Genomic DNA, 22953 nt, shown 5'->3' with positions numbered 1-22953 from the left:
TTTCAGCCGCTTTTCTTGACGCATCGGTGAAAAAGTCAATATTTAATACAGGGCTACTATGCCCGATATCCTTCATACAATGACAATAATATTGCCGAATTCGGCTCTTCCCTGGAGTCGTGTTAATGATCATAAAAAAAAGCGGTGGTCGCTGGCAGCTAAGCCTGCTGGCGAGTGTGGTAATCAGTGCCTTTTTTCTCAACACAGCTTACGCCTGGCAACAAGAATATATCGTTGATACGCAACCCGGACATTCCACAGAGCGTTACACCTGGGATAGTGATCATCAACCTGATTACAACGATATTTTGTCGCAACGTATTCAAAGTAGCCAAAGGGTGCTGGGACTGGAAGTCAATCTGGCGGAAGAAACCCCTGTGGATGTGACCAGCAGTATGAGTATGGGCTGGAATTTTCCTTTATATGAGCAGGTTACAACCGGCCCGGTCGCGGCATTACATTACGATGGCACAACCACCTCGATGTATAACGAGTTTGGCGACAGTACTACCACGCTGACCGATCCGTTATGGCATGCCAGCGTGAGTACTTTAGGCTGGCGTGTTGACTCCCGGCTTGGCGATCTCCGACCCTGGGCGCAAATCAGCTATAACCAGCAATTTGGCGAGAATATCTGGAAGGCGCAATCAGGCCTGAGCCGGATGACGGCGACAAACCAGAACGGCAACTGGCTGGATGTCACCGTAGGCGCTGATATGTTGCTCAATCAAAATATTGCTGCCTATGCGGCGCTATCTCAGGCAGAAAATACCACTAACAATAGCGACTATCTGTATACGATGGGGGTTAGTGCCAGATTTTAACGTTATAGATACAATTGAAACCCATAAATAACAACTAATGTGGCGATAGTGGGGACTAACTTACTAAATAATAAATTTGGCGAATAATTGTCGAGTCATTCATTCCTGAACTAATGCATTTCATTCCGTTCTGATGGCATTTCATGCCGTTTTTCCCCAGGCATAAAGCGCACTTCGTTATGGTTGTCAGCAGAGATTTTTCCTTTTTATTACTGCAGGAATACTGCCATGACACCTTCAAATTATCAGCGTACTCGCTGGCTGACACTCATCGGTACTATCATTACCCAGTTTGCTCTGGGGTCGGTTTATACCTGGAGTCTGTTTAACGGTGCGCTTTCTGCCAAGCTGGGGGCTCCTGTAAGCCAGGTTGCTTTCTCTTTCGGCTTGTTAAGTCTGGGGCTGGCAATTTCATCTTCTGTTGCGGGCAAATTGCAGGAACGTTTTGGTGTTAAACGCGTCACTATGGCTTCCGGCATTTTGCTGGGATTAGGTTTCTTCCTGACAGCACATTCCAACAACCTGATGATGCTGTGGTTAAGCGCCGGTGTGTTGGTTGGTCTGGCGGATGGTGCGGGTTACCTGTTGACGCTCTCTAACTGCGTGAAGTGGTTTCCGGAGCGTAAGGGACTTATCTCTGCTTTTGCTATCGGTTCTTATGGTCTGGGCAGCCTGGGTTTTAAATTTATCGACACGCACCTGCTCGAAACGGTGGGTCTGGAAAAAACCTTTGTTATTTGGGGCGCGATTGTACTGGTGATGATTGTCTTTGGCGCAACGTTAATGAAAGATGCGCCGAAACAGGAAGTGAAAACCAGCAATGGTGTGGTGGAGAAGGACTACACGCTGGCAGAGTCGATGCGTAAACCGCAGTACTGGATGTTAGCGGTTATGTTCCTGACTGCGTGCATGAGTGGTCTGTATGTGATTGGTGTAGCGAAAGATATCGCTCAAAGTCTGGCGCATCTTGATGCAATTTCCGCAGCCAATGCTGTGACGGTTATTTCCATCGCCAACCTTTCTGGTCGTCTGGTGCTGGGTATTCTGTCTGACAAAATCGCCCGTATCCGTGTTATCACCATTGGTCAGGTGATATCGCTGGTGGGTATGGCGGCCCTGCTGTTTGCACCATTGAATGCAGTGACGTTCTTTGCAGCGATTGCCTGCGTGGCGTTTAACTTTGGCGGCACTATCACGGTGTTCCCGTCACTGGTCAGTGAGTTCTTCGGCCTCAATAACCTGGCGAAAAACTACGGTGTGATTTATCTCGGTTTCGGTATCGGCAGCATTTGTGGGTCGATTATCGCCTCACTGTTTGGCGGCTTCTATGTGACCTTCTACGTGATTTTCGCCCTGCTGATTCTGTCACTGGCGCTCTCTACGACGATTCGTCAGCCAGAGCAGAAAGTATTGCGTGAAGCGCATGGCTCCCTTTAATCATCTGCCGCGAGCTACTGGGCTTTAACCTTAGTGTGAATCAAACGCTTCAACGCAATGTATAAACAATGACGCGTAAAATTTGGGCCAGTTAACTGGCCCTTTTTACTGCTTTTTGTAACGCTAAAGTCTCTTTTCAAACTTGCATTTTTGTAAATTTGTGCTTCATGCACACTCTTTCCCCACACTTTTTCCCTTTGCTGTGGTCTACTTATTCGCGCGTGTAGATTTTACTTATCTGACTACCTCCGCACTTTTCCCCTGCCGGGCCTGAAAAGCCGCTAAGCAGGGTGTTATCACCTGTTTGTCCAGGGTTTGTTTGCATGAGATACATCAAATCGATTACACAGCAGAAGCTGAGCTTTTTGCTTGCAATCTATATTGGCCTTTTTATGAATGGCGCGGTTTTTTACCGCCGCTTCGGCAGCTATGCGCACGATTTTACCGTCTGGAAAGGTATTTCTGCTGTTGTTGAACTGGCCGCCACCGTACTGGTGACCTTCTTTTTACTGCGTCTTCTTTCGCTGTTTGGCCGCCGCAGCTGGCGTATTCTGGCATCGCTGGTGGTGCTCTTTTCCGCAGGTGCCAGCTATTACATGACCTTCCTTAATGTAGTCATTGGTTATGGCATCATCGCATCCGTCATGACCACCGATATCGACCTGTCAAAAGAAGTTGTTGGTCTGAACTTTATTCTCTGGTTAATCGCCGTAAGCGCGTTGCCTCTTATCCTTATCTGGAATAACCGCTGTCGTTACACCTTGCTCCGACAACTGCGAACCCCAGGGCAGCGTATTCGCAGCCTGGCGGTCGTCGTACTGGCAGGTATTATGGTTTGGGCACCGATTCGTTTGCTGGATATCCAGCAGAAGAAAGTGGAGAGGGCGACAGGTGTTGATTTGCCGAGTTATGGCGGCGTCGTCGCGAACTCTTATCTGCCATCAAACTGGCTTTCGGCATTAGGTCTTTATGCCTGGGCGCGGGTCGATGAATCTTCCGATAACAATTCTCTCCTTAACCCTGCGAAGAAGTTTACGTACCAGGCTCCACAAAACGTTGATGATACATATGTCGTTTTCATTATTGGTGAAACCACGCGCTGGGATCATATGGGCATTTTCGGCTATGAACGCAATACCACACCGAAACTGGCTCAGGAGAAAAATCTGGCGGCGTTCCGTGGTTACTCCTGTGATACTGCAACCAAACTCTCACTGCGTTGCATGTTTGTACGTCAGGGTGGAGCAGAAGATAATCCGCAGCGCACATTAAAAGAACAGAACATTTTCGCGGTATTGAAGCAGTTAGGATTCAGTTCTGATCTCTACGCTATGCAAAGCGAAATGTGGTTCTACAGCAATACGATGGCGGACAACATTGCTTATCGTGAGCAGATTGGTGCGGAGCCACGTAACCGTGGCAAACCGGTAGATGATATGTTGCTGGTAGACGAAATGCAGCAGTCGCTGGGGCGCAACCCGGATGGTAAGCATCTGATCATTCTGCATACCAAAGGCTCACACTTTAACTACACCCAGCGTTACCCGCGCAGCTTTGCGCAGTGGAAGCCGGAATGTATTGGTGTTGATAGCGGCTGTACCAAAGCGCAGATGATCAACTCATACGACAACTCGGTGACCTATGTGGATCACTTTATTTCCAGCGTGATTGATCAGGTTCGCAATAAGAAAGCGATTGTGTTCTATGCAGCTGACCACGGTGAGTCAATTAATGAACGCGAGCACCTGCACGGCACGCCGCGTGAACTGGCACCGCCGGAACAGTTCCGTGTGCCGATGATGGTCTGGATGTCGGATAAATATCTGGAAAATCCGGTCAATGCGCAGGCATTTGCGCAGCTGAAAAAAGAAGCCGACATGAAAGTGCCACGCCGTCACGTAGAGCTGTACGACACCATCATGGGGTGTCTTGGCTATACTTCACCTGATGGTGGAATTAACGAAAACAACAACTGGTGTCACATCCCGCAGGCAAAAGAGGCAGCGGCTAACTAAGAGGTCTGCTGACTTTCTCGCCGATCAAAAGGCATTTTGCTATTAAGGGATTGACGAGGGCGTATCTGCGCAGTAAGATGCGCCCCGCATTCGGTGATTGGCGCAGCCTGGTAGCGCACTTCGTTCGGGACGAAGGGGTCGGAGGTTCGAATCCTCTATCACCGACCAAATTCGAAAAGCCTGCTCAACGAGCAGGCTTTTTTGCATCTGTAACTCATGAGGAAGAGAACCTCCGGGGGCGGGGAGGTTCGACTCGACGTAGGCCTGATAAGACGCGCCAGCGTCGCATCAGGCAAATGTACCGGCCCATTGTCGGATGCGGCGCGACCGCCTTATCCGATCTACACACCACACATTTCCCTGCCAAATTTGCGCCCCATATCTCACTATCCATTAACGGATTTGTGACAGAAACCATTGTCTTTTTTTATATTTGCTTAAATCTTTTTTTGCGTTACTTATGGCTGGCGCTGGCATTTTCCGCTGTGCGTTTTAGCGTTCATGGTATTAATCGCTCAGATATCCACCTTTACCTCAGATTTTTTTCATTAAATGCATAAAACTTAATCACCAAATGTTGCTAAATATTAAGCTGATTGTTCTGGTTGTGTTGGCGTAGCACAAATTTCTCTGCTGCAAATAGCTGTTTGAAGTTTTTTTAATCTTTGTTTGTGGATTCTCACCGTTGGTGTAAATCCCGGTTGGCTGTATTGACGTTTTCACATTCTGTTGACAGATTGTAGGTCACGAGGGGCATTTTATGGAGGATCCGCACTGTTACACTGATGTTAATTAGTACGGCATCCCCACCTCATAACGTTGACCCGACCGGGCAAAAAACAAAAAAGGTCAGGCAGCGACAACCCACTGCAAAGGGTTAAAACAACAAACATCACAATTGGAGCAGAATAATGCGTATTTCCTTGAAAAAGTCAGGGATGCTGAAGCTTGGTCTCAGCCTGGTGGCTATGACCGTCGCAGCAAGTGTTCAGGCTAAAACTCTGGTTTATTGCTCAGAAGGATCTCCGGAAGGGTTTAACCCGCAGCTGTTTACCTCCGGCACCACCTATGACGCCTCTTCCGTACCGCTTTATAACCGCCTGGTTGAATTTAAAATCGGCACCACTGAAGTGATTCCGGGCCTCGCTGAAAAGTGGGAAGTCAGCGAAGACGGTAAAACCTATACCTTCCATCTGCGTAAAGGTGTGAAGTGGCATAACAACAAAGAATTCAAACCGACGCGCGAACTGAACGCCGATGACGTGGTGTTCTCGTTCGATCGTCAGAAAAACGCGCAAAACCCGTACCATAAAGTTTCTGGCGGCAGCTACGAATACTTTGAAGGCATGGGCTTGCCGGAGCTGATCAGCGAAGTGAAAAAGGTGGACGACAACACCGTTCAGTTTGTGCTGACTCGCCCGGAAGCGCCGTTCCTCGCTGACCTGGCAATGGACTTCGCCTCTATTCTGTCAAAAGAATATGCTGACGCGATGATGAAAGCCGGTACACCGGAAAAACTGGACCTCAACCCAATCGGTACCGGCCCGTTCCAGTTACAGCAGTACCAGAAAGATTCCCGTATTCGCTATAAAGCGTTTGATGGCTACTGGGGCACCAAACCGAAGATCGATACGCTGGTCTTCTCTATTACTCCTGACGCTTCCGTGCGTTATGCGAAATTGCAGAAGAACGAATGCCAGGTGATGCCGTACCCGAACCCGGCAGATATCGCCCGCATGAAGCAGGATAAATCCATCAACCTGATGGAAATGCCGGGGCTGAATGTCGGTTATCTCTCGTATAACGTGCAGAAAAAACCACTCGATGACGTGAAAGTTCGCCAGGCTCTGACCTACGCGGTGAACAAAGACGCCATCATCAAAGCAGTTTATCAGGGCGCGGGCATATCAGCGAAAAACCTGATCCCGCCAACCATGTGGGGCTATAACGACGACGTTCAGGACTACACCTACGATCCTGAAAAAGCGAAAGCCTTGCTGAAAGAAGCGGGTCTGGAAAAAGGTTTCTCCATCGACTTGTGGGCAATGCCGGTACAACGTCCGTATAACCCGAACGCTCGCCGCATGGCGGAGATGATTCAGGCAGACTGGGCGAAAGTCGGCGTACAAGCGAAAATCGTTACCTACGAATGGGGTGAGTACCTCAAGCGTGCGAAAGATGGCGAGCATCAGACGGTAATGATGGGCTGGACTGGCGATAACGGGGATCCGGATAACTTCTTTGCCACCCTGTTCAGCTGCGCCGCCTCTGAACAAGGCTCCAACTACTCAAAATGGTGCTACAAACCGTTTGAAGATCTGATTCAACCGGCGCGTGCTACCGACGACCACAATAAACGTGTTGAACTGTACAAACAAGCACAGGTCGTGATGCACGATCAGGCTCCGGCACTGATCATCGCTCACTCCACCGTGTTTGAACCGGTACGCAAAGAAGTTAAAGGCTATGTGGTTGATCCATTAGGCAAACATCACTTCGAAAATGTCTCTATCGAATAATTAAAAGCCATACCCGGTGGCGCTGTGCCTCTGCGTGCAGCGCCATCCGGCAGCAATACTTCATTCCCTGTCCCACAAGGGCGGGAATTGATTTGTGAGCAATACAGACACGCAGTTCCAGGCTGCGGGTCATTATAGAGAATCCGGGTTATGTTGCAGTTTATTCTCCGACGTTTGGGACTCGTCATCCCCACGTTTATCGGTATTACCCTTCTCACATTTGCCTTTGTCCACATGATCCCGGGCGATCCGGTGATGATCATGGCGGGCGAACGTGGGATCTCCCCAGAGCGTCACGCGCAATTGCTGGCTGAACTCGGCTTAGATAAACCGATGTGGCAGCAGTATCTCCATTACATTTGGGGCGTAATGCACGGTGATTTAGGCATTTCCATGAAAAGCCGCATCCCGGTATGGGAAGAGTTCGTGCCGCGCTTTCAGGCCACGCTGGAACTTGGCGTCTGCGCGATGATTTTTGCGACGGCAGTCGGTATTCCGGTTGGTGTGCTGGCTGCGGTTAAACGCGGTTCCATTTTCGATCACACAGCGGTTGGCCTGGCGCTGACCGGCTACTCGATGCCAATTTTCTGGTGGGGCATGATGCTGATCATGCTGGTTTCGGTGCACTGGAACCTGACGCCTGTCTCCGGTCGTGTGAGCGACATGGTGTTCCTCGATGATTCAAATCCGTTAACCGGTTTTATGCTGATCGACACCGCCATCTGGGGTGAAGACGGTAACTTTATCGATGCCGTCGCCCATATGATCCTGCCCGCCATTGTGCTGGGTACCATCCCGCTGGCGGTCATTGTGCGTATGACGCGCTCCTCGATGCTGGAAGTGCTGGGCGAAGATTATATCCGCACCGCGCGTGCCAAAGGTCTTACCCGGATGCGGGTGATTATCGTCCATGCGCTGCGTAACGCGATGCTGCCGGTGGTGACCGTTATCGGCCTGCAGGTGGGAACATTGCTGGCGGGGGCGATTCTGACTGAAACCATCTTCTCGTGGCCCGGTCTGGGGCGCTGGTTGATTGACGCACTGCAACGCCGCGATTATCCGGTAGTGCAGGGCGGCGTATTGCTGGTGGCGACGATGATTATCCTCGTCAACCTGCTGGTCGATCTGCTGTACGGCGTGGTGAACCCGCGTATTCGTCATAAGAAGTAAGGGGACATCATGTCACAGGTTACTGAAAATAAAGTGATTAGCGCACCGGTGCCGATGACCCCGTTACAGGAGTTCTGGCACTATTTTAAACGCAACAAAGGCGCGGTTGTCGGGCTGGTTTACGTCGTCATCGTGCTGTTTATCGCGATCTTTGCCAACTGGATTGCACCCTATAACCCAGCGGAACAGTTCCGCGATGCACTGCTCGCCCCGCCAGCCTGGCAGGAAGGCGGCAGCATGGCGCACTTGCTGGGCACTGATGACGTGGGGCGTGATGTGCTGTCGCGGCTGATGTACGGCGCGCGCTTGTCGCTGCTGGTTGGCTGTCTGGTAGTGGTGTTATCGCTGATTATGGGCGTTATTCTCGGCCTGATCGCTGGTTACTTTGGCGGTCTGGTCGATAACATCATCATGCGCGTGGTCGATATCATGCTGGCGCTGCCAAGTCTACTGCTGGCACTGGTGCTGGTGGCGATTTTCGGCCCGTCGATTGGTAACGCCGCGCTGGCGCTAACCTTCGTTGCGCTGCCGCATTATGTGCGCTTAACCCGCGCCGCCGTGCTGGTGGAAGTTAACCGCGATTACGTCACCGCGTCTCGCGTGGCGGGTGCCGGGGCAATGCGCCAGATGTTTATTAACATCTTCCCGAACTGCCTTGCGCCGCTGATTGTTCAGGCGTCGCTCGGTTTCTCTAACGCTATTCTCGATATGGCCGCCCTTGGCTTCCTCGGCATGGGGGCGCAGCCGCCAACGCCGGAGTGGGGCACCATGCTCTCTGACGTGTTGCAGTTCGCGCAAAGCGCCTGGTGGGTCGTGACCTTCCCGGGTCTGGCGATCCTGCTGACGGTGCTGGCATTTAACCTGATGGGTGACGGTCTGCGTGACGCGCTCGATCCCAAACTGAAGCAGTAAGAGGTTCGAGATGGCGTTATTAAATATAGATAAATTATCGGTGCATTTCGGCGACGAAAGCGCACCGTTCCGCGCCGTAGACCGCATCAGCTACAGCGTAAAACAGGGCGAAGTGGTCGGGATTGTGGGTGAGTCCGGCTCTGGTAAGTCGGTCAGTTCACTGGCGATTATGGGGCTGATTGATTATCCGGGCCGCGTGATGGCGGAAAAGCTGGAGTTTAACGGTCAGGATTTACAGCGTATCTCAGAAAAAGAGCGCCGCAACCTGGTGGGTGCCGAAGTGGCGATGATCTTCCAGGACCCGATGACCAGCCTTAACCCGTGCTACACCGTGGGTTTCCAGATTATGGAAGCGATTAAGGTGCATCAGGGCGGCAACAAAAGTACCCGCCGTCAGCGGGCGATTGACCTGCTGAATCAGGTCGGTATTCCCGATCCGGCATCGCGTCTGGATGTTTACCCGCATCAGCTTTCCGGCGGCATGAGCCAGCGCGTGATGATCGCCATGGCGATTGCCTGTCGGCCAAAACTGCTGATTGCCGATGAACCAACCACTGCGCTGGACGTGACCATTCAGGCGCAAATCATTGAACTACTGCTGGAGCTACAGCAGAAAGAGAACATGGCGCTGGTGTTAATTACCCATGACCTGGCGCTGGTGGCGGAAGCGGCACATAAAATCATCGTGATGTATGCAGGTCAGGTGGTGGAAACGGGCGATGCGCACGCCATCTTCCATGCGCCGCGTCACCCGTATACTCAGGCATTGCTGCGTGCGCTGCCGGAATTTGCCCAGGACAAAGAACGTCTGGCGTCGTTGCCAGGTGTTGTTCCCGGCAAGTACGACCGTCCGAACGGCTGCCTGCTTAACCCGCGCTGCCCCTACGCCACTGACAAATGCCGCGCTGAAGAACCGGCGCTGAATATGCTCGCTGACGGGCGTCAGTCCAAATGCCATTACCCACTTGATGATGCCGGGAGGCCGACACTATGAGTACGCATGAGGCCACCTCGCAACAACCGCTGTTGCAGGCTATCGACCTGAAAAAACATTATCCGGTGAAGAAAGGCATGTTCGCGCCGGAACGTCTGGTGAAGGCGCTGGATGGCGTTTCGTTTAACCTTGAACGTGGCAAAACGCTGGCAGTAGTAGGTGAATCTGGCTGCGGTAAATCGACCCTCGGTCGGTTACTGACGATGATCGAAACGCCCACCGGTGGTGAGCTGTATTACCAGGGGCAGGATCTGCTCAAGCACGATCCGCAGGCGCAGAAGTTGCGTCGGCAGAAAATCCAGATCGTCTTTCAGAATCCCTATGGTTCGCTAAATCCGCGTAAAAAAGTTGGGCAAATTCTTGAAGAGCCGCTGCTTATTAATACCAGCTTAAGCAAAGATCAGCGTCGGGAAAAAGCCCTGTCGATGATGGCGAAAGTCGGCCTGAAAACCGAGCATTACGACCGCTATCCGCATATGTTCTCCGGCGGTCAGCGTCAGCGTATCGCCATTGCCCGTGGTCTGATGCTCGACCCGGATGTGGTGATTGCCGATGAGCCGGTTTCCGCGCTGGACGTCTCAGTGCGTGCGCAGGTGCTGAATCTGATGATGGATTTGCAGCAGGAGTTGGGGCTGTCTTATGTCTTTATCTCCCACGACCTGTCAGTGGTTGAGCACATTGCCGATGAAGTGATGGTGATGTACCTGGGCCGCTGCGTGGAGAAGGGAACGAAGGACCAAATCTTCAATAACCCGCGTCATCCGTACACTCAGGCGCTACTCTCCGCGACGCCGCGCCTGAACCCGGACGATCGCCGCGAGCGCATCAAGCTCACCGGTGAACTGCCAAGCCCGCTCAATCCACCGCCGGGCTGCGCGTTTAACGCCCGCTGTCGTCGGCGCTTCGGCCCCTGCACCCAGTTGCAGCCGCAGCTAAAAGACTACGGCGGTCAACTGGTAGCTTGTTTTGCTGTTGATCAGGATGAAAATCCGCAGCGTTAACTCACAAAACCGGGGCCGTGCGCTCCGGTTTACTCAATCAGCTTCAACAGTGGCGACAAGCATAGCAAAATGCCGTAAAGCAGAATCAGCCAGGCTTTAAATCCGCGAAGTTTTTCCAGTTGTGCGACTTTATAGATCAGGAAAAACGGAATGAGGCACGACACAATGCCATATAACGGGCTTCCCAACTGAAAGAACACCAGCACCGATACACGAAACGAAACCCAAATCGTCAACGTAATGACGATAAAAGCGCAGATCGCCAGAGTCAGCACGCGTGAATTAATTTTCCTGGTATCAATAATTCGGCTTAACAGATTGAGAATAATGCCTTTAATGGCCTCGTGGAAACCGAGATAAATGCCAAAGAATGCGGTCAGTACGGCAAAGATATTCAGCACCGTAGAGGTGATATGAATGATATGCCCAGGGATCACCTGCGCGGCCAGTGCCAGTGCCGAGATATTTTGTTCAAAGGCAGAAACGGCTTCTTCGTGGCTAATTGAGAAGGTAAACGAAAAGGCAAAAAACAGGATCACCGCGATGAGCGTGACATAACTAATTCGGTGGGTACGCAGCGCGAGCCGGGTTGCCAGTACTTTATCCGCTTCCCGTTTACGATAGGCAATATTCATTGGGTTAAGTACCTGAATAAATACCGCAGAAAAGAAGCAAAAGGGAATGGTAAGCAGGACATCGCGGAAAAAGACGGAGGCTTGCGGGAAGGCGGTTATATTGGCGAAATTCCAGTGCGGGATCATCGCAAAACCGAACACGACGATAATCCCTACTTTGACCACCACCATTGGCCCGGAAATCTTAAACAGTAATCGTTCACCACCAGACGCAATTGCCACCAGTACGGCGAAAATGGCGACTTTATAAAGTAGAGATTGTGAAAGATCGGCATCGGTTAAACCGAAGGTTTTCAGGTACGAGGCGCTGTCGAAAACCACGGAGAGAGAGTAGATAAAAATCCCGTGGATAATCATCAAAAAGTAGATAACCCCGAGGAAAATTCCCCAGTTCTTCCCCAGGTAATGACTGATAATATCGGTATAGTCATTACAGGAATCGCTTTTAGAAAGGGTTTTTAAATAAATGTCCTGCACTACCCAGGTGGCAGGATAAGCAATGATCGCTGCGGTAATAAATACCCAAATTCCCTTCAAGCCAATTTGTACTGGCATCAGCACGGTTCCGGCACCAATCGCCATGCCTATGCATAATAAAACCCAGCCGAAGTCGTAGCGTGTAAACGGCAATTTCTGATCGTGTTTCGGTAGTGTGTTGTGCTGCATAAAGTCCTGTCCAGAAAGAAGTCGGCCTCGCAAAAATGAATAAACCCAGTTTCTCTTGCGCAACAGGTGGAGAAGTCGAATACGCAGTATGTAAAAAATGAGGCAACAGATTCACTGGGGAGGTCGCGAGGAGGCGCAATTCTACAAAATTGCGCATTTCACTACCAGTCTGGAGTCAGCCCGGATATGAACTGCAACTATTGCAAATAAAGAAATTAAGCTGGAATGCATCACGCAATGAGGAAGATTGCCGGGTGCTGACGGTAAAAAGCAATCGTAGAATCAGCGGCAAGCCGGAAAGGTTCCGGTGAGGCGCAATGTTGCGGGGGCTTAATCCCTGGTGGCATTGGTTGCTGGAGAGAGAAAACCCCCGCACGTTGCAGGTATGCACCTGACAACATCACGGGGGCTAATCTTGAACCTAGACCACTCAAGAATAGCCGCGAAACGTTGTCATTACAACACAGGCGGCTATATGACGCTCGCAGAACTGGGCATGGCCTTCTGGCATGATTTAGCGGCTCCGGTCATTGCTGGCATTCTTGCCAGCATGATCGTGAACTGGCTGAACAAGCGGAAGTAACGTGTCAGACGGGCGTCAGGCTGCGGTAATGGCAATTTGCGCCCGGACCAGGCCGCAGGGATAAAACTCTGCGGCCTTTTTCGTAAGAAAAAGGCAACGGTTGCAAGCGGATAATATTCTGCGGAATGGACAGCACAGAGTGAAGAAGTGACGGATTCCGGAACAGAAAAACAGTCGTAGAATCAGCGGCAAGCCGGAAAGGTTCCGGTGAGGCGCAATGTTGCGGGGGCTTTATCCCTGGTGGCATTGGTTGCTGGAGAGAGAAAACCCCCGCACGTTGCAGTTATGCACCTGACAACACCACGGGGGCTAATCTTGACTCTAGACCACTCAAGAATAGCCGCGAAACGTTGTCATTACAACTCAGGCGGCTATATGACGCTCGCAGAGCTGGGCATGGCCTTCTGGCATGATTTAGCGGCTCCGGTCATTGCTGGCATTCTTGCCAGCATGATCGTGAACTGGCTGAACAAGCGGAAGTAACGTGTCAGACGGGCGTCAGGCTGCCGTAATGGCAAGTTGCGCCCGGATCAGGCCGCAGGGGTGAAACTCTGCGGCCTTTTTCGTTCTTATTGCGGGTAAGGCACCCAGTCGCCGCCGTTCAGGCGAACGTACGGTTTATCCTGGTATTGAATAACTACTGCATTTGAGTTCTCGGAGACCGGTGCTGTTTGTGGCAACCCACTGGTGAGTTTTTTCCAGTCAACATTGTCTTCGGAGAAAATCTTGCCATCAAGAACGCGAACCACCAGATCGGAGATAGCCAAGAAGCTGCTCGGTTGGTCGATGACAATCGGTGCCCCCTGATGTGGTGCCTTCATGCCGAAGAATTTCACCCCAACGGGGACGTCTGTGATAGACGGGCTAGGGATATCACGTAGGCCAGATACCTGCATTCTGTCGCCCTTCAGCGCGCCGCCGTGTTCCGGCACCACGACCACCATCACTTTACGACCCGATTTCTCCAGTTCAGTAAAGAAGGCGTCCAGTTCATCAAAGAATTTCTGCGCCCGCGCTTTGTAATCCGCTGTTTTGCTGACGCCCGGATAATGGTTGCCGTCATGCAGTGGAAGCGTGTTGTAGAACGTGGCACTACGGCTGTTTTTATCTTTTTCGGTAACGTCCAGCCAGCGGTTAAGCACGGCAGTATCGTCATAAACCGGCGAACCATCAAAGCCCAGCAAAACAACCGGCAGATTTGTTTGATCCATCAATTCGGTCTGCATGCCGCCATTTTCGCGAACTTCTTTCAAAAAACCGCCGAACTGGCCGTTATGTCCCATCATCAGGTGCTGGGTAAAGCCCAGTTTCGACAGGTTATCAAACAGATAGCAGTCGTTATTTGCCGGTTGATACAGATTAGTGTGCGAAGTCTGCCCGCAGCTGGCGCGCAGTAAACGGATCGCCGCCGGGCCACTGTAGGAGGTGGCGGAGTTAAAGTTCTTGAACTCAATATCGAAATGCGACCACAGCGGATGCGACATCAACCCGGCGGCTTCAATATCCGACCAGGAAAGCGAACAGATATTAATCACCAGTAGTTCAAATGGCTGAGCATCAGCGGGCAGCGAAGACGGGAAGATTGATTTACGTTTCGCCTCCGCGTTATAGAAATTATTCAGCCAGGCGTTAAGGTTCGCCGTTGTTGGCGGTGCAGTTTGTGCGGGCATATCACCCACTACCGGTGCGCCACCCGTCGCCGCAACGGTTGCCGCTGCGTTACCGCCCGTCGTTGTTACAGTGGTCGTTGGTTGACCGGCTGGCCACAAGGAGAAACTTGGTCCCGCCAGGGTAAGTACGTTCAGCCATAGCAGAATGGCAACCACAAAAACGGTAATGCGAATCCATTGTGACAGGAATAACCAGGCCACTAATAAAACAAAAATGGCCCCAATCATCTGCCAGTTAATAAAGCGTGTGACAAGGTCGATTAAATAATCGGTACTGAACCCCGCCACCTGCGAACCCTGGCTCATTATGCTTTCCGGGCCAGGCAACCAGGTGTCATGCCAGAACAAAGCAAAGCCGATCGGCAGGGCAATCCAGTGGCGTAAGCGATGCAGGCTGTAGCGCGGAATGGGCATCAGCAGAAACGCGGCAAACACCAGATTGAGGAGCGGATGGAAGTTAAGATATCCCGCCCACAACAGGCCGAACTTAACCAGAAAATAGAAGTTCCAGCCGGAAAGGCCGCGCCAGTATTGCCAGAGGGAAGAAGGCATGGCGGTATTTTGCGTAAATTGAGTCATTTTTTGGTTGCCCTGGCTTTTTCCGTGCGGCGTAACGTCCCGGCCGGTTTAACATAACGAGGTTTAGCAAAGAACAAACGTAAGGTGTCGCGAATGCGTCGCAAAGAGTGCCGCGCCAGATAGCCCAGCGGGAAAAATATCAGTGCGCAAACGACAATAATTTCAATGATATCGCTGATGGTCATCATGATGAGCGCTCCACAGCATCATCTAACAGTCGCATTGGTTCTGGTATTCGTCGCCAGTGGCGACCATCGTGCTCGGCATTGATGACCGGTTTAGAACTTTGCGTTAAAGGCAGCGGCATGCCCCATTGTTCTGGGGCAAGCAGGCGCATCTGCACCAGCTCGGCACTGATTTGATCATCTTCAAACCAGACCATACGGTTTGAGAAAATGTCGCCAGTAGGCAATGGGAAAATATGATTCAACGCGGTATCCAGATCGTTAATCCGACAGAATGAGAGAAACAGCACCAGCCGATTACCGCCAATGGTCATGATATCGCCGGTGCGATTAGGGCGACATAGCGTCAGGGCTTGCTCAACGCGGATACCCGGTACCGGACGTAGGGCAACCAGAACGCCTTTACCGTGGGCAGGTAATAGAGGGTTATTCATCATGTTGTTGACGGCATTACAGAACACATCCCACTTCTGGAAACCACGCAGTTTGAGCGGCTGGGTCATTGACAGCAAGGTAGTGATATCTTCCGGCACATAGCGACTAAACTTCTGCCCTTGCACGCTTTCGATCATCGTCAGACAGCGGGAGAGTGGGGCATTCCATGGGATAACCATATTTGCACCGCAGGCCAATAACAAACGTTCATCGGTGGCGCGCAGGCTAGCGGTATTTTCCCGTACGAGGATTTTCATCGCACTACCGCGCTGGCGACGCAGAGTATGAATGCTGCGGGCCAGTGGCTCGATTTGCGCATTTTGTTGTAAAGAAAAGACCACCGTCGCCGCCTGAGCGGTACGGGCTTCATTAAACAGGACTTCGTTATTGTTGAACAGTTGCCAGTGTTCCGATAGCGGCGGCGCACCTTCAAGTACAGAAACATTACTCAGAATGCGTTTTTCGTCGCTGCGTGGTTGGATTTCCGCCTCTTGGTGTTGAACTAATGTCCAGCAACCATTTTGTTGCTGAACGCTAAGCTGCTGACGGGCGCTGACCCCTTTTTCGTTGCACCAGAAAGCAATATCCAGCAAATGTTGGTCGCCCTGAAAACGCAAACTGGCAAGACCAAAAAGTGACCGGTATTCCTCAAGTAACAATGAAAATTGTTTATCGTTATTATTTCCGGAATTAATTACCAAAAGCGAACAATGGTTTAGCCGGCTCCATTTATTCATTTTATCCAACCATGAGCGAAGCCGCTCGGCAGGAATGTTTTGCCATGCATTATTTGCGCAAACAAGAATAAAAAGGTAATTATGGGGATCAATAGAACACTGCAAATCACGGGCCAAATAGTATAGACCTTTTTCATGATTTAGCATCGAAAATAATGTTATTTTTTCCGGCCCTTGAGAATCATCTAATTGAAAGATTTTCGCCGGATCGCTGTCCATGCTAATGACCGCGACGTGTGCGGTTTCAGCCTGGGATGCAATTGTTTGATTCGCCAGACTGATAGCATCTTCATGGCGATCGACGTTAAACCACCAGACGCCGCCTGCTGGCATATGTCGCAGCTCATCCCATAATGATGAGATACCGATAGAGAATACAGGGTCCACAATGTCCCTCATGTCAACATTTTGTCTGATTATCAGTTTACTAGCGAAAGCTAAGAAATAAACCTACCATTGAAATTAAAACTTATCAGATTTAGCATGTGAATCAATTTAGCAGGTCACAAGACGTGTGATTTTAGTCTTTTCGTTTTTAACTTTTTTTGTTGCGTAACGGAAAGTCAAAAAGTGAGCAAATTCCCGTCTCGCCGTAAACAATAAACCGGCGAAATGCTCACGGTTAGAATTGTCTCATGAACGGTGCGGTTATTTCATAGGGATCAAGCAAATGAATAACAATGAACCAGATACTCTGCCTGATCCCGCGATAGGCTATATCTTCCAGAATGATATTTTGGCGTTAAAGCAGGCATTTTCACTGCCTGATATTGATTATGCCGATATTTCCCAACGCGAACAGTTGGCCGCGGCATTAAAACGCTGGCCGTTGCTGGCAGAGTTTGCGCAACAAAAGTAGGGGATTGGTGAATGGCCGTACTGGGATTGCAGGGGGTGCGGGGAGGCGTGGGGACAACAACCATCACCGCCGCATTAGCCTGGTCATTACAAATGTTGGGAGAAAATGTCCTGGTGGTCGATGCCTGCCCGGACAACTTGTTGCGCCTGTCATTTAACGTTGATTTTACCCACCGTCAGGGCTGGGCCAGAGCTATGCTGGATGGCCAGGACTGGCGTGACGCTGGGTTGCGCTATACCTCGCAACTCGATTTGCTGCCTTTTGGTCAGTTATCCATTGAAGAACAAGAAAATCCACAGCACTGGCAAACCCGGCTGAGCGATATTTGCTCCGGCTTACAGCAACTAAAAGCCAGCGGGCGTTACCAGTGGATTTTAATTGACTTACCGCGTGATGCCTCACAGATAACCCACCAGCTGCTGAGTTTGTGCGATCACTCGCTGGCAATCGTCAATGTGGATGCCAACTGCCATATCCGACTGCATCAGCAAGCGCTGCCGGATGGCGCGCATATTTTGATTAATGACTTCCGTATCGGCAGTCAGGTTCAGGACGATATTTACCAGCTTTGGTTGCAAAGCCAGCGCCGATTACTGCCAATACTCATTCATCGTGATGAAGCGATGGCTCAATGCCTGGCGGCTAAGCAACCAGTCGGTGAATACCGCAGTGATGCGCTGGCGGCTGAAGAGATACTGACGCTGGCTAACTGGTGCCTGTTGAACTATTCCGGGCTGAAAACGCCAGTCGGGAGTGCATCATGAGTATCCTGACCCGGTGGTTGCTTATCCCGCCGGTCAACGCGCGGCTTATCGGGCGTTATCGCGATTATCGTCGTCACGGTGCGTCGGCTTTCAGCGCGACGCTCGGCTGTTTTTGGTTGATCCTGGCCTGGATTTTTATTCCGCTGGAGCACCCGCGCTGGCAGCGTATTCGCGCAGAACATAAAAACCTGTATCCGCATATCAACGCCTCGCGTCCGCGTCCGCTGGACCCGGTCCGTTATCTCATTCAAACATGCTGGTTACTGATCGGTACATCGCGCAAAGAAACGCCGAAACCGCGCAGGCGGACATTTTCAGGTCTGCAGAATATTCGTGGACGTTACCATCAATGGATGAACGAGCTGCCTGAGCGCGTTAGCCATAAAACACAGCATCTCGATGAGAAAAAAGAACTCGGCCATTTGAGCGCCGGGGCGCGGCGGTTGATCCTCGGTATCATCGTCACCTTCTCGCTGATTCTGGCGTTAATCTGCGTTACCCAGCCGTTTAACCCGCTGGCGCAGTTTATCTTCCTGATGCTGCTGTGGGGTGTAGCGCTGATCGTACGGCGGATGCCGGGGCGCTTCTCGGCGCTAATGTTGATTGTGCTGTCGCTGACCGTTTCTTGCCGTTATATCTGGTGGCGCTACACCTCTACGCTGAACTGGGACGATCCGGTCAGCCTGGTGTGCGGGCTTATTCTGCTGTTCGCCGAAACGTACGCGTGGATTGTGCTGGTGCTCGGTTACTTCCAGGTGGTATGGCCGCTGAATCGTCAGCCGGTGCCATTGCCGAAAGATATGTCGCTGTGGCCGTCGGTGGATATCTTTGTCCCGACTTACAACGAAGATCTCAACGTGGTGAAAAATACGATTTACGCCTCGCTGGGTATCGACTGGCCGAAAGACAAGCTGAACATCTGGATCCTTGATGACGGCGGCAGGGAAGAGTTTCGCCAGTTTGCGCAAAACGTGGGGGTGAAATATATCGCCCGTACCACTCATGAACATGCGAAAGCGGGCAACATCAACAATGCGCTGAAATATGCCAAAGGCGAGTTCGTGTCGATTTTCGACTGCGACCACGTACCAACGCGATCGTTCCTGCAAATGACCATGGGCTGGTTCCTGAAAGAAAAACAGCTGGCGATGATGCAGACGCCGCACCACTTCTTCTCACCGGACCCGTTTGAACGCAACCTGGGACGTTTCCGTAAAACACCGAACGAAGGCACGCTGTTCTATGGTCTGGTGCAGGACGGCAACGATATGTGGGACGCCACCTTCTTCTGCGGTTCATGTGCGGTGATTCGCCGTAAACCGCTGGATGAAATTGGCGGCATTGCTGTCGAAACGGTAACTGAAGATGCGCATACTTCTCTGCGTTTGCACCGTCGTGGCTATACCTCCGCGTATATGCGTATTCCGCAGGCGGCGGGGCTGGCGACCGAAAGTCTGTCGGCGCATATCGGTCAGCGTATTCGCTGGGCGCGCGGGATGGTGCAAATCTTCCGTCTCGATAACCCGCTCACCGGTAAAGGGCTGAAGTTTGCTCAGCGGCTGTGCTATGTCAACGCCATGTTCCACTTCTTGTCGGGCATTCCACGACTGATCTTCCTGACTGCGCCGCTGGCGTTCCTGCTGCTGCATGCCTACATCATCTATGCGCCAGCGTTGATGATTGCCCTGTTCGTGCTGCCGCATATGATTCATGCCAGCCTGACCAACTCGAAGATCCAGGGCAAATATCGCCACTCTTTCTGGAGTGAAATCTACGAAACGGTGCTGGCGTGGTATATCGCACCACCGACGCTGGTGGCGCTGATTAACCCGCACAAAGGCAAATTTAACGTCACCGCCAAAGGTGGACTGGTGGAAGAAGAGTACGTCGACTGGGTGATCTCGCGGCCCTACATCTTCCTTGTTCTGCTCAACCTGGTGGGCGTTGCGGTAGGCATCTGGCGCTACTTCTATGGCCCGCCAACCGAGATGCTCACCGTGGTCGTCAGTATGGTGTGGGTATTCTACAACCTGATTGTTCTTGGCGGCGCAGTTGCGGTATCGGTAGAAAGCAAACAGGTACGCCGATCGCACCGCGTGGAGATGACGATGCCCGCGGCAATTGCCCGCGAAGATGGTCACCTCTTTTCATGTACCGTTCAGGATTTCTCCGACGGTGGTTTGGGGATCAAGATCAACGGTCAGGCGCAGATTCTGGAAGGGCAGAAAGTGAATCTGTTGCTTAAACGCGGTCAGCAGGAATACGTCTTCCCGACCCAGGTGGCGCGCGTGATGGGTAATGAAGTTGGGCTGAAATTAATGCCGCTCACCACCCAGCAACATATCGATTTTGTGCAGTGTACGTTTGCCCGTGCGGATACATGGGCGCTCTGGCAGGACAGCTATCCGGAAGATAAGCCGCTGGAAAGTCTGCTGGATATTCTGAAGCTCGGCTTCCGTGGCTACCGCCATCTGGCGGAGTTTGCGCCTTCTTCGGTGAAGGGCATATTCCGTGTGCTGACTTCTCTGGTTTCCTGGGTTGTATCGTTTATTCCGCGCCGCCCGGAGCGGAGCGAAACGGCACAACCATCGGATCAGGCTTTGGCTCAACAATGATGATAACGCGATGAAAAGAAAACTATTCTGGATTTGTGCAGTGGCTATGGGGATGAGTGCGTTCCCCTCTTTCATGACGCAGGCGACGCCAGCAACGCAACCACTGATCAATGCTGAGCCAGCTGTAGCCGCCCAGACGGAACAAAATCCGCAGGTGGGGCAAGTGATGCCAGGCGTGCAGGGCGCTGATGCCCCCATCGTGGCGCAGAACGGTCCTTCGCGTGATGTGAAGCTGACCTTTGCGCAAATTGCGCCGCCGCCGGGCAGCATGGTGCTACGTGGCATTAACCCGAACGGCAGCATTGAGTTTGGTATGCGCAGCGATGAAGTGGTGACGAAGGCGATGCTCAACCTCGAATACACGCCATCGCCATCGTTACTGCCTGTCCAGTCGCAGTTAAAGGTTTATCTCAATGATGAGCTGATGGGCGTGCTGCCAGTGACCAAAGAACAGTTGGGTAAAAAAACGCTGGCGCAAATGCCCATTAACCCACTGTTTATTACCGACTTCAACCGTGTGCGGCTGGAGTTTGTCGGCCATTATCAGGACGTGTGCGAAAACCCGGCCAGCACCACGCTTTGGCTGGATGTTGGGCGGAGCAGTGGACTGGATTTGACCTATCAGACCCTGAATGTGAAGAATGACCTGTCACACTTCCCGGTACCATTCTTTGACCCGCGTGATAACCGCACCAACACCTTGCCGATGGTCTTTGCGGGTGCCCCGGATGTTGGGCTCCAACAAGCATCTGCCATTGTCGCCTCGTGGTTTGGTTCGCGTTCTGGCTGGCGTGGGCAGAACTTCCCGGTGCTCTATAACCAACTGCCGGATCGCAATGCCATTGTTTTTGCCACTAATGACAAACGGCCGGACTTCCTGCGCGATCATCCGGCGGTAAAAGCCCCGGTGATTGAAATGATCAACCATCCACAGAATCCTTACGTCAAACTGCTGGTGGTCTTTGGTCGTGACGACAAAGACCTGTTGCAGGCAGCGAAAGGTATCGCTCAGGGTAACATTCTGTTCCGTGGTGAAAGCGTGGTAGTGAATGAAGTGAAACCGCTGCTACCGCGTAAGCCGTACGATGCGCCGAACTGGGTGCGTACCGATCGTCCGGTCACCTTTGGTGAACTGAAAACCTATGAAGAACAGTTACAATCCAGCGGTCTTGAGCCAGCAGCGATTAACGTTTCGCTAAATCTGCCGCCGGATCTCTACCTGATGCGCAGTACCGGCATTGATATGGATATCAACTATCGCTACACCATGCCGCCGGTGAAAGACAGTTCGCGGATGGATATCAGCCTGAATAACCAGTTCCTGCAATCCTTCAACCTGAGCAGTAAACAGGAGGCGAACCGCCTGCTGCTGCGTATTCCGGTATTACAAGGTTTGCTGGATGGCAAAACGGATGTCTCTATTCCGGCGCTGAAACTGGGCGCGACCAACCAGTTGCGGTTCGACTTTGAGTATATGAACCCGATGCCGGGCGGTTCGGTGGATAACTGTATTACCTTCCAGCCGGTGCAGAATCATGTGGTGATTGGTGACGACTCCACCATCGACTTCTCGAAGTATTACCACTTCATCCCGATGCCGGATCTACGCGCCTTTGCTAACGCGGGCTTCCCGTTCAGCCGGATGGCGGATCTGTCACAAACCATCACCGTGATGCCGAAAGCGCCTAACGAAGCACAGATGGAAACCTTGCTGAATACTGTTGGCTTTATCGGTGCGCAGACGGGCTTCCCGGCGATTAACCTGACGGTGACCGATGATGGCAGCACTATTCAGGGCAAAGATGCCGACATCATGATCGTCGGTGGTATCCCGGACAAACTGAAAGACGACAAGCAGATCGACCTGTTGGTGCAGGCGACCGAAAGCTGGGTGAAAACGCCGATGCGCCAGACCCCGTTCCCCGGCATTGTACCGGACGAGAGCGATCGCGCGGCAGAAACTCAGTCAACGCTGACCTCTTCCGGTGCGATGGCAGCGGTGATTGGCTTCCAGTCGCCGTATAACGACCAGCGTAGCGTGATTGCGCTGCTGGCAGATAGCCCACGCGGTTATGAAATGCTTAACGATGCGGTGAACGATAGCGGCAAACGCGCCACCATGTTCGGTTCGGTCGCGGTGATCCGCGAGTCCGGTATCAATAGCCTACGCGTTGGCGACGTCTATTACGTTGGCCATCTGCCGTGGTTCGAACGCTTATGGTATGCGCTGGCAAACCATCCGATTCTGCTGGCGGTGCTGGCGGCAATCAGCGTCGTGCTGCTGGCATGGGTACTGTGGCGTTTGCTGCGTATTATCAGCCGTCGTCGTCTTAACCCGGATAACGAGTAATTG

At 51.9% G+C, this 22953-nt stretch carries 18 protein-coding genes and 1 tRNA gene; 15 read left to right on the top strand and 4 right to left on the bottom strand.

Going from position 1 to position 22953, the window contains the following annotated elements; all coding sequences use genetic code 11:
* Positions 1-125: 125 nt before the first annotated feature.
* The 9 genes from ACJHYW_RS22150 to dppF all read left to right on the top strand — a co-directional run bounded on the left by ACJHYW_RS22150 (position 126) and on the right by dppF (position 10872).
* Positions 126-824, top strand: a complete 699-nt coding sequence (locus ACJHYW_RS22150; RefSeq protein ID WP_061093022.1) for an autotransporter outer membrane beta-barrel domain-containing protein — start codon at positions 126-128, stop codon at positions 822-824.
* Between the two features lie 228 nt (positions 825-1052).
* Positions 1053-2261: an MFS transporter gene (locus tag ACJHYW_RS22145; RefSeq protein ID WP_000189050.1), complete on the top strand. Its 1209-nt coding sequence runs from the start codon at positions 1053-1055 to the stop codon at positions 2259-2261.
* Between the two features lie 323 nt (positions 2262-2584).
* A complete protein-coding gene (gene eptB, locus ACJHYW_RS22140) occupies positions 2585-4276 on the top strand; it encodes a kdo(2)-lipid A phosphoethanolamine 7''-transferase (RefSeq protein WP_001269206.1) in 1692 nt (563 codons plus the stop codon).
* A gap of 91 nt (positions 4277-4367) precedes the next feature.
* Positions 4368-4444: transfer RNA gene (locus tag ACJHYW_RS22135), tRNA-Pro, on the top strand.
* Between the two features lie 743 nt (positions 4445-5187).
* Positions 5188-6795 (top strand): dipeptide ABC transporter substrate-binding protein DppA, encoded by a 1608-nt coding sequence (gene dppA, locus ACJHYW_RS22130; RefSeq protein ID WP_061093023.1) that lies wholly within the window; start codon positions 5188-5190, stop codon positions 6793-6795.
* Between the two features lie 150 nt (positions 6796-6945).
* Positions 6946-7965, top strand: coding sequence for a dipeptide ABC transporter permease DppB (gene dppB / locus ACJHYW_RS22125; RefSeq protein WP_000938855.1), 1020 nt, complete (start codon positions 6946-6948; stop codon positions 7963-7965).
* A 9-nt stretch (positions 7966-7974) separates the two neighbouring features.
* The gene (dppC, locus tag ACJHYW_RS22120; protein WP_000084677.1) at positions 7975-8877 is read left to right on the top strand and encodes a dipeptide ABC transporter permease DppC; all 903 of its coding nucleotides are present in this window, start codon (positions 7975-7977) and stop codon (positions 8875-8877) included.
* A 10-nt stretch (positions 8878-8887) separates the two neighbouring features.
* Complete coding sequence (gene dppD / locus ACJHYW_RS22115) at positions 8888-9871, top strand: dipeptide ABC transporter ATP-binding protein (protein ID WP_001196444.1); 984 nt, start codon at positions 8888-8890, stop codon at positions 9869-9871.
* Positions 9868-10872 carry a dipeptide ABC transporter ATP-binding subunit DppF gene (gene dppF, locus ACJHYW_RS22110; protein WP_000103576.1) on the top strand — a complete coding sequence of 335 codons (1005 nt, stop codon included), beginning with the start codon at positions 9868-9870 and terminating at the stop codon, positions 10870-10872. Before dppD ends, dppF begins: the two co-directional genes overlap by 4 nt.
* A gap of 29 nt (positions 10873-10901) precedes the next feature.
* On the opposite strand, the gene ACJHYW_RS22105 is transcribed toward dppF, so the two are convergent.
* Complete coding sequence (locus ACJHYW_RS22105) at positions 10902-12173, bottom strand: aromatic amino acid transport family protein (protein ID WP_061093024.1); 1272 nt, start codon at positions 12171-12173, stop codon at positions 10902-10904.
* Between the two features lie 475 nt (positions 12174-12648).
* On the opposite strand from ACJHYW_RS22105, the gene ACJHYW_RS22100 reads away from it, so the two are divergent.
* Positions 12649-12756: a type I toxin-antitoxin system toxin Ldr family protein gene (locus ACJHYW_RS22100; protein WP_001295224.1), complete on the top strand. Its 108-nt coding sequence runs from the start codon at positions 12649-12651 to the stop codon at positions 12754-12756.
* A 375-nt stretch (positions 12757-13131) separates the two neighbouring features.
* Complete coding sequence (locus tag ACJHYW_RS22095; protein ID WP_001295224.1) at positions 13132-13239, top strand: type I toxin-antitoxin system toxin Ldr family protein; 108 nt, start codon at positions 13132-13134, stop codon at positions 13237-13239.
* Positions 13240-13325: 86 nt separating this feature from the next.
* Here the strand turns inward: ACJHYW_RS22095 and bcsG are convergent, their stop codons facing one another.
* Genes bcsG through bcsE form a run of 3 tightly spaced genes read right to left on the bottom strand, consistent with a single transcriptional unit; the run spans position 13326 to position 16761 of the window.
* Positions 13326-15005 (bottom strand): cellulose biosynthesis protein BcsG, encoded by a 1680-nt coding sequence (bcsG, locus tag ACJHYW_RS22090; RefSeq protein ID WP_022646241.1) that lies wholly within the window; start codon positions 15003-15005, stop codon positions 13326-13328.
* Positions 15002-15193 (bottom strand): cellulose biosynthesis protein BcsF, encoded by a 192-nt coding sequence (gene bcsF / locus ACJHYW_RS22085; RefSeq protein ID WP_000988308.1) that lies wholly within the window; start codon positions 15191-15193, stop codon positions 15002-15004. Before bcsF ends, bcsG begins: the two co-directional genes overlap by 4 nt.
* Positions 15190-16761, bottom strand: a complete 1572-nt coding sequence (gene bcsE / locus ACJHYW_RS22080; protein ID WP_072275330.1) for a cellulose biosynthesis c-di-GMP-binding protein BcsE — start codon at positions 16759-16761, stop codon at positions 15190-15192. The genes bcsF and bcsE overlap by 4 nt, the downstream gene beginning before the upstream one ends.
* 271 nt (positions 16762-17032) lie before the next feature.
* On the opposite strand from bcsE, the gene bcsR reads away from it, so the two are divergent.
* Genes bcsR through bcsB form a run of 4 tightly spaced genes read left to right on the top strand, consistent with a single transcriptional unit; the run spans position 17033 to position 22950 of the window.
* Complete coding sequence (gene bcsR / locus ACJHYW_RS22075; protein WP_001063314.1) at positions 17033-17221, top strand: cellulose biosynthesis protein BcsR; 189 nt, start codon at positions 17033-17035, stop codon at positions 17219-17221.
* An 11-nt stretch (positions 17222-17232) separates the two neighbouring features.
* Complete coding sequence (gene bcsQ, locus ACJHYW_RS22070; protein ID WP_000279524.1) at positions 17233-17985, top strand: cellulose biosynthesis protein BcsQ; 753 nt, start codon at positions 17233-17235, stop codon at positions 17983-17985.
* Positions 17982-20600, top strand: a complete 2619-nt coding sequence (gene bcsA / locus ACJHYW_RS22065) for a UDP-forming cellulose synthase catalytic subunit (protein WP_000025855.1) — start codon at positions 17982-17984, stop codon at positions 20598-20600. The genes bcsQ and bcsA overlap by 4 nt, the downstream gene beginning before the upstream one ends.
* 10 nt (positions 20601-20610) lie before the next feature.
* Positions 20611-22950 carry a cellulose biosynthesis cyclic di-GMP-binding regulatory protein BcsB gene (bcsB, locus tag ACJHYW_RS22060; protein WP_001316714.1) on the top strand — a complete coding sequence of 780 codons (2340 nt, stop codon included), beginning with the start codon at positions 20611-20613 and terminating at the stop codon, positions 22948-22950.
* Positions 22951-22953: the final 3 nt, after the last annotated feature.

It is taken from the genome of Escherichia sp. WS3063, from assembly GCF_046486595.1.
Taxonomy (GTDB): domain Bacteria; phylum Pseudomonadota; class Gammaproteobacteria; order Enterobacterales; family Enterobacteriaceae; genus Escherichia; species Escherichia coli.
This window is presented reverse-complemented; position numbering and strand designations above follow the sequence as displayed.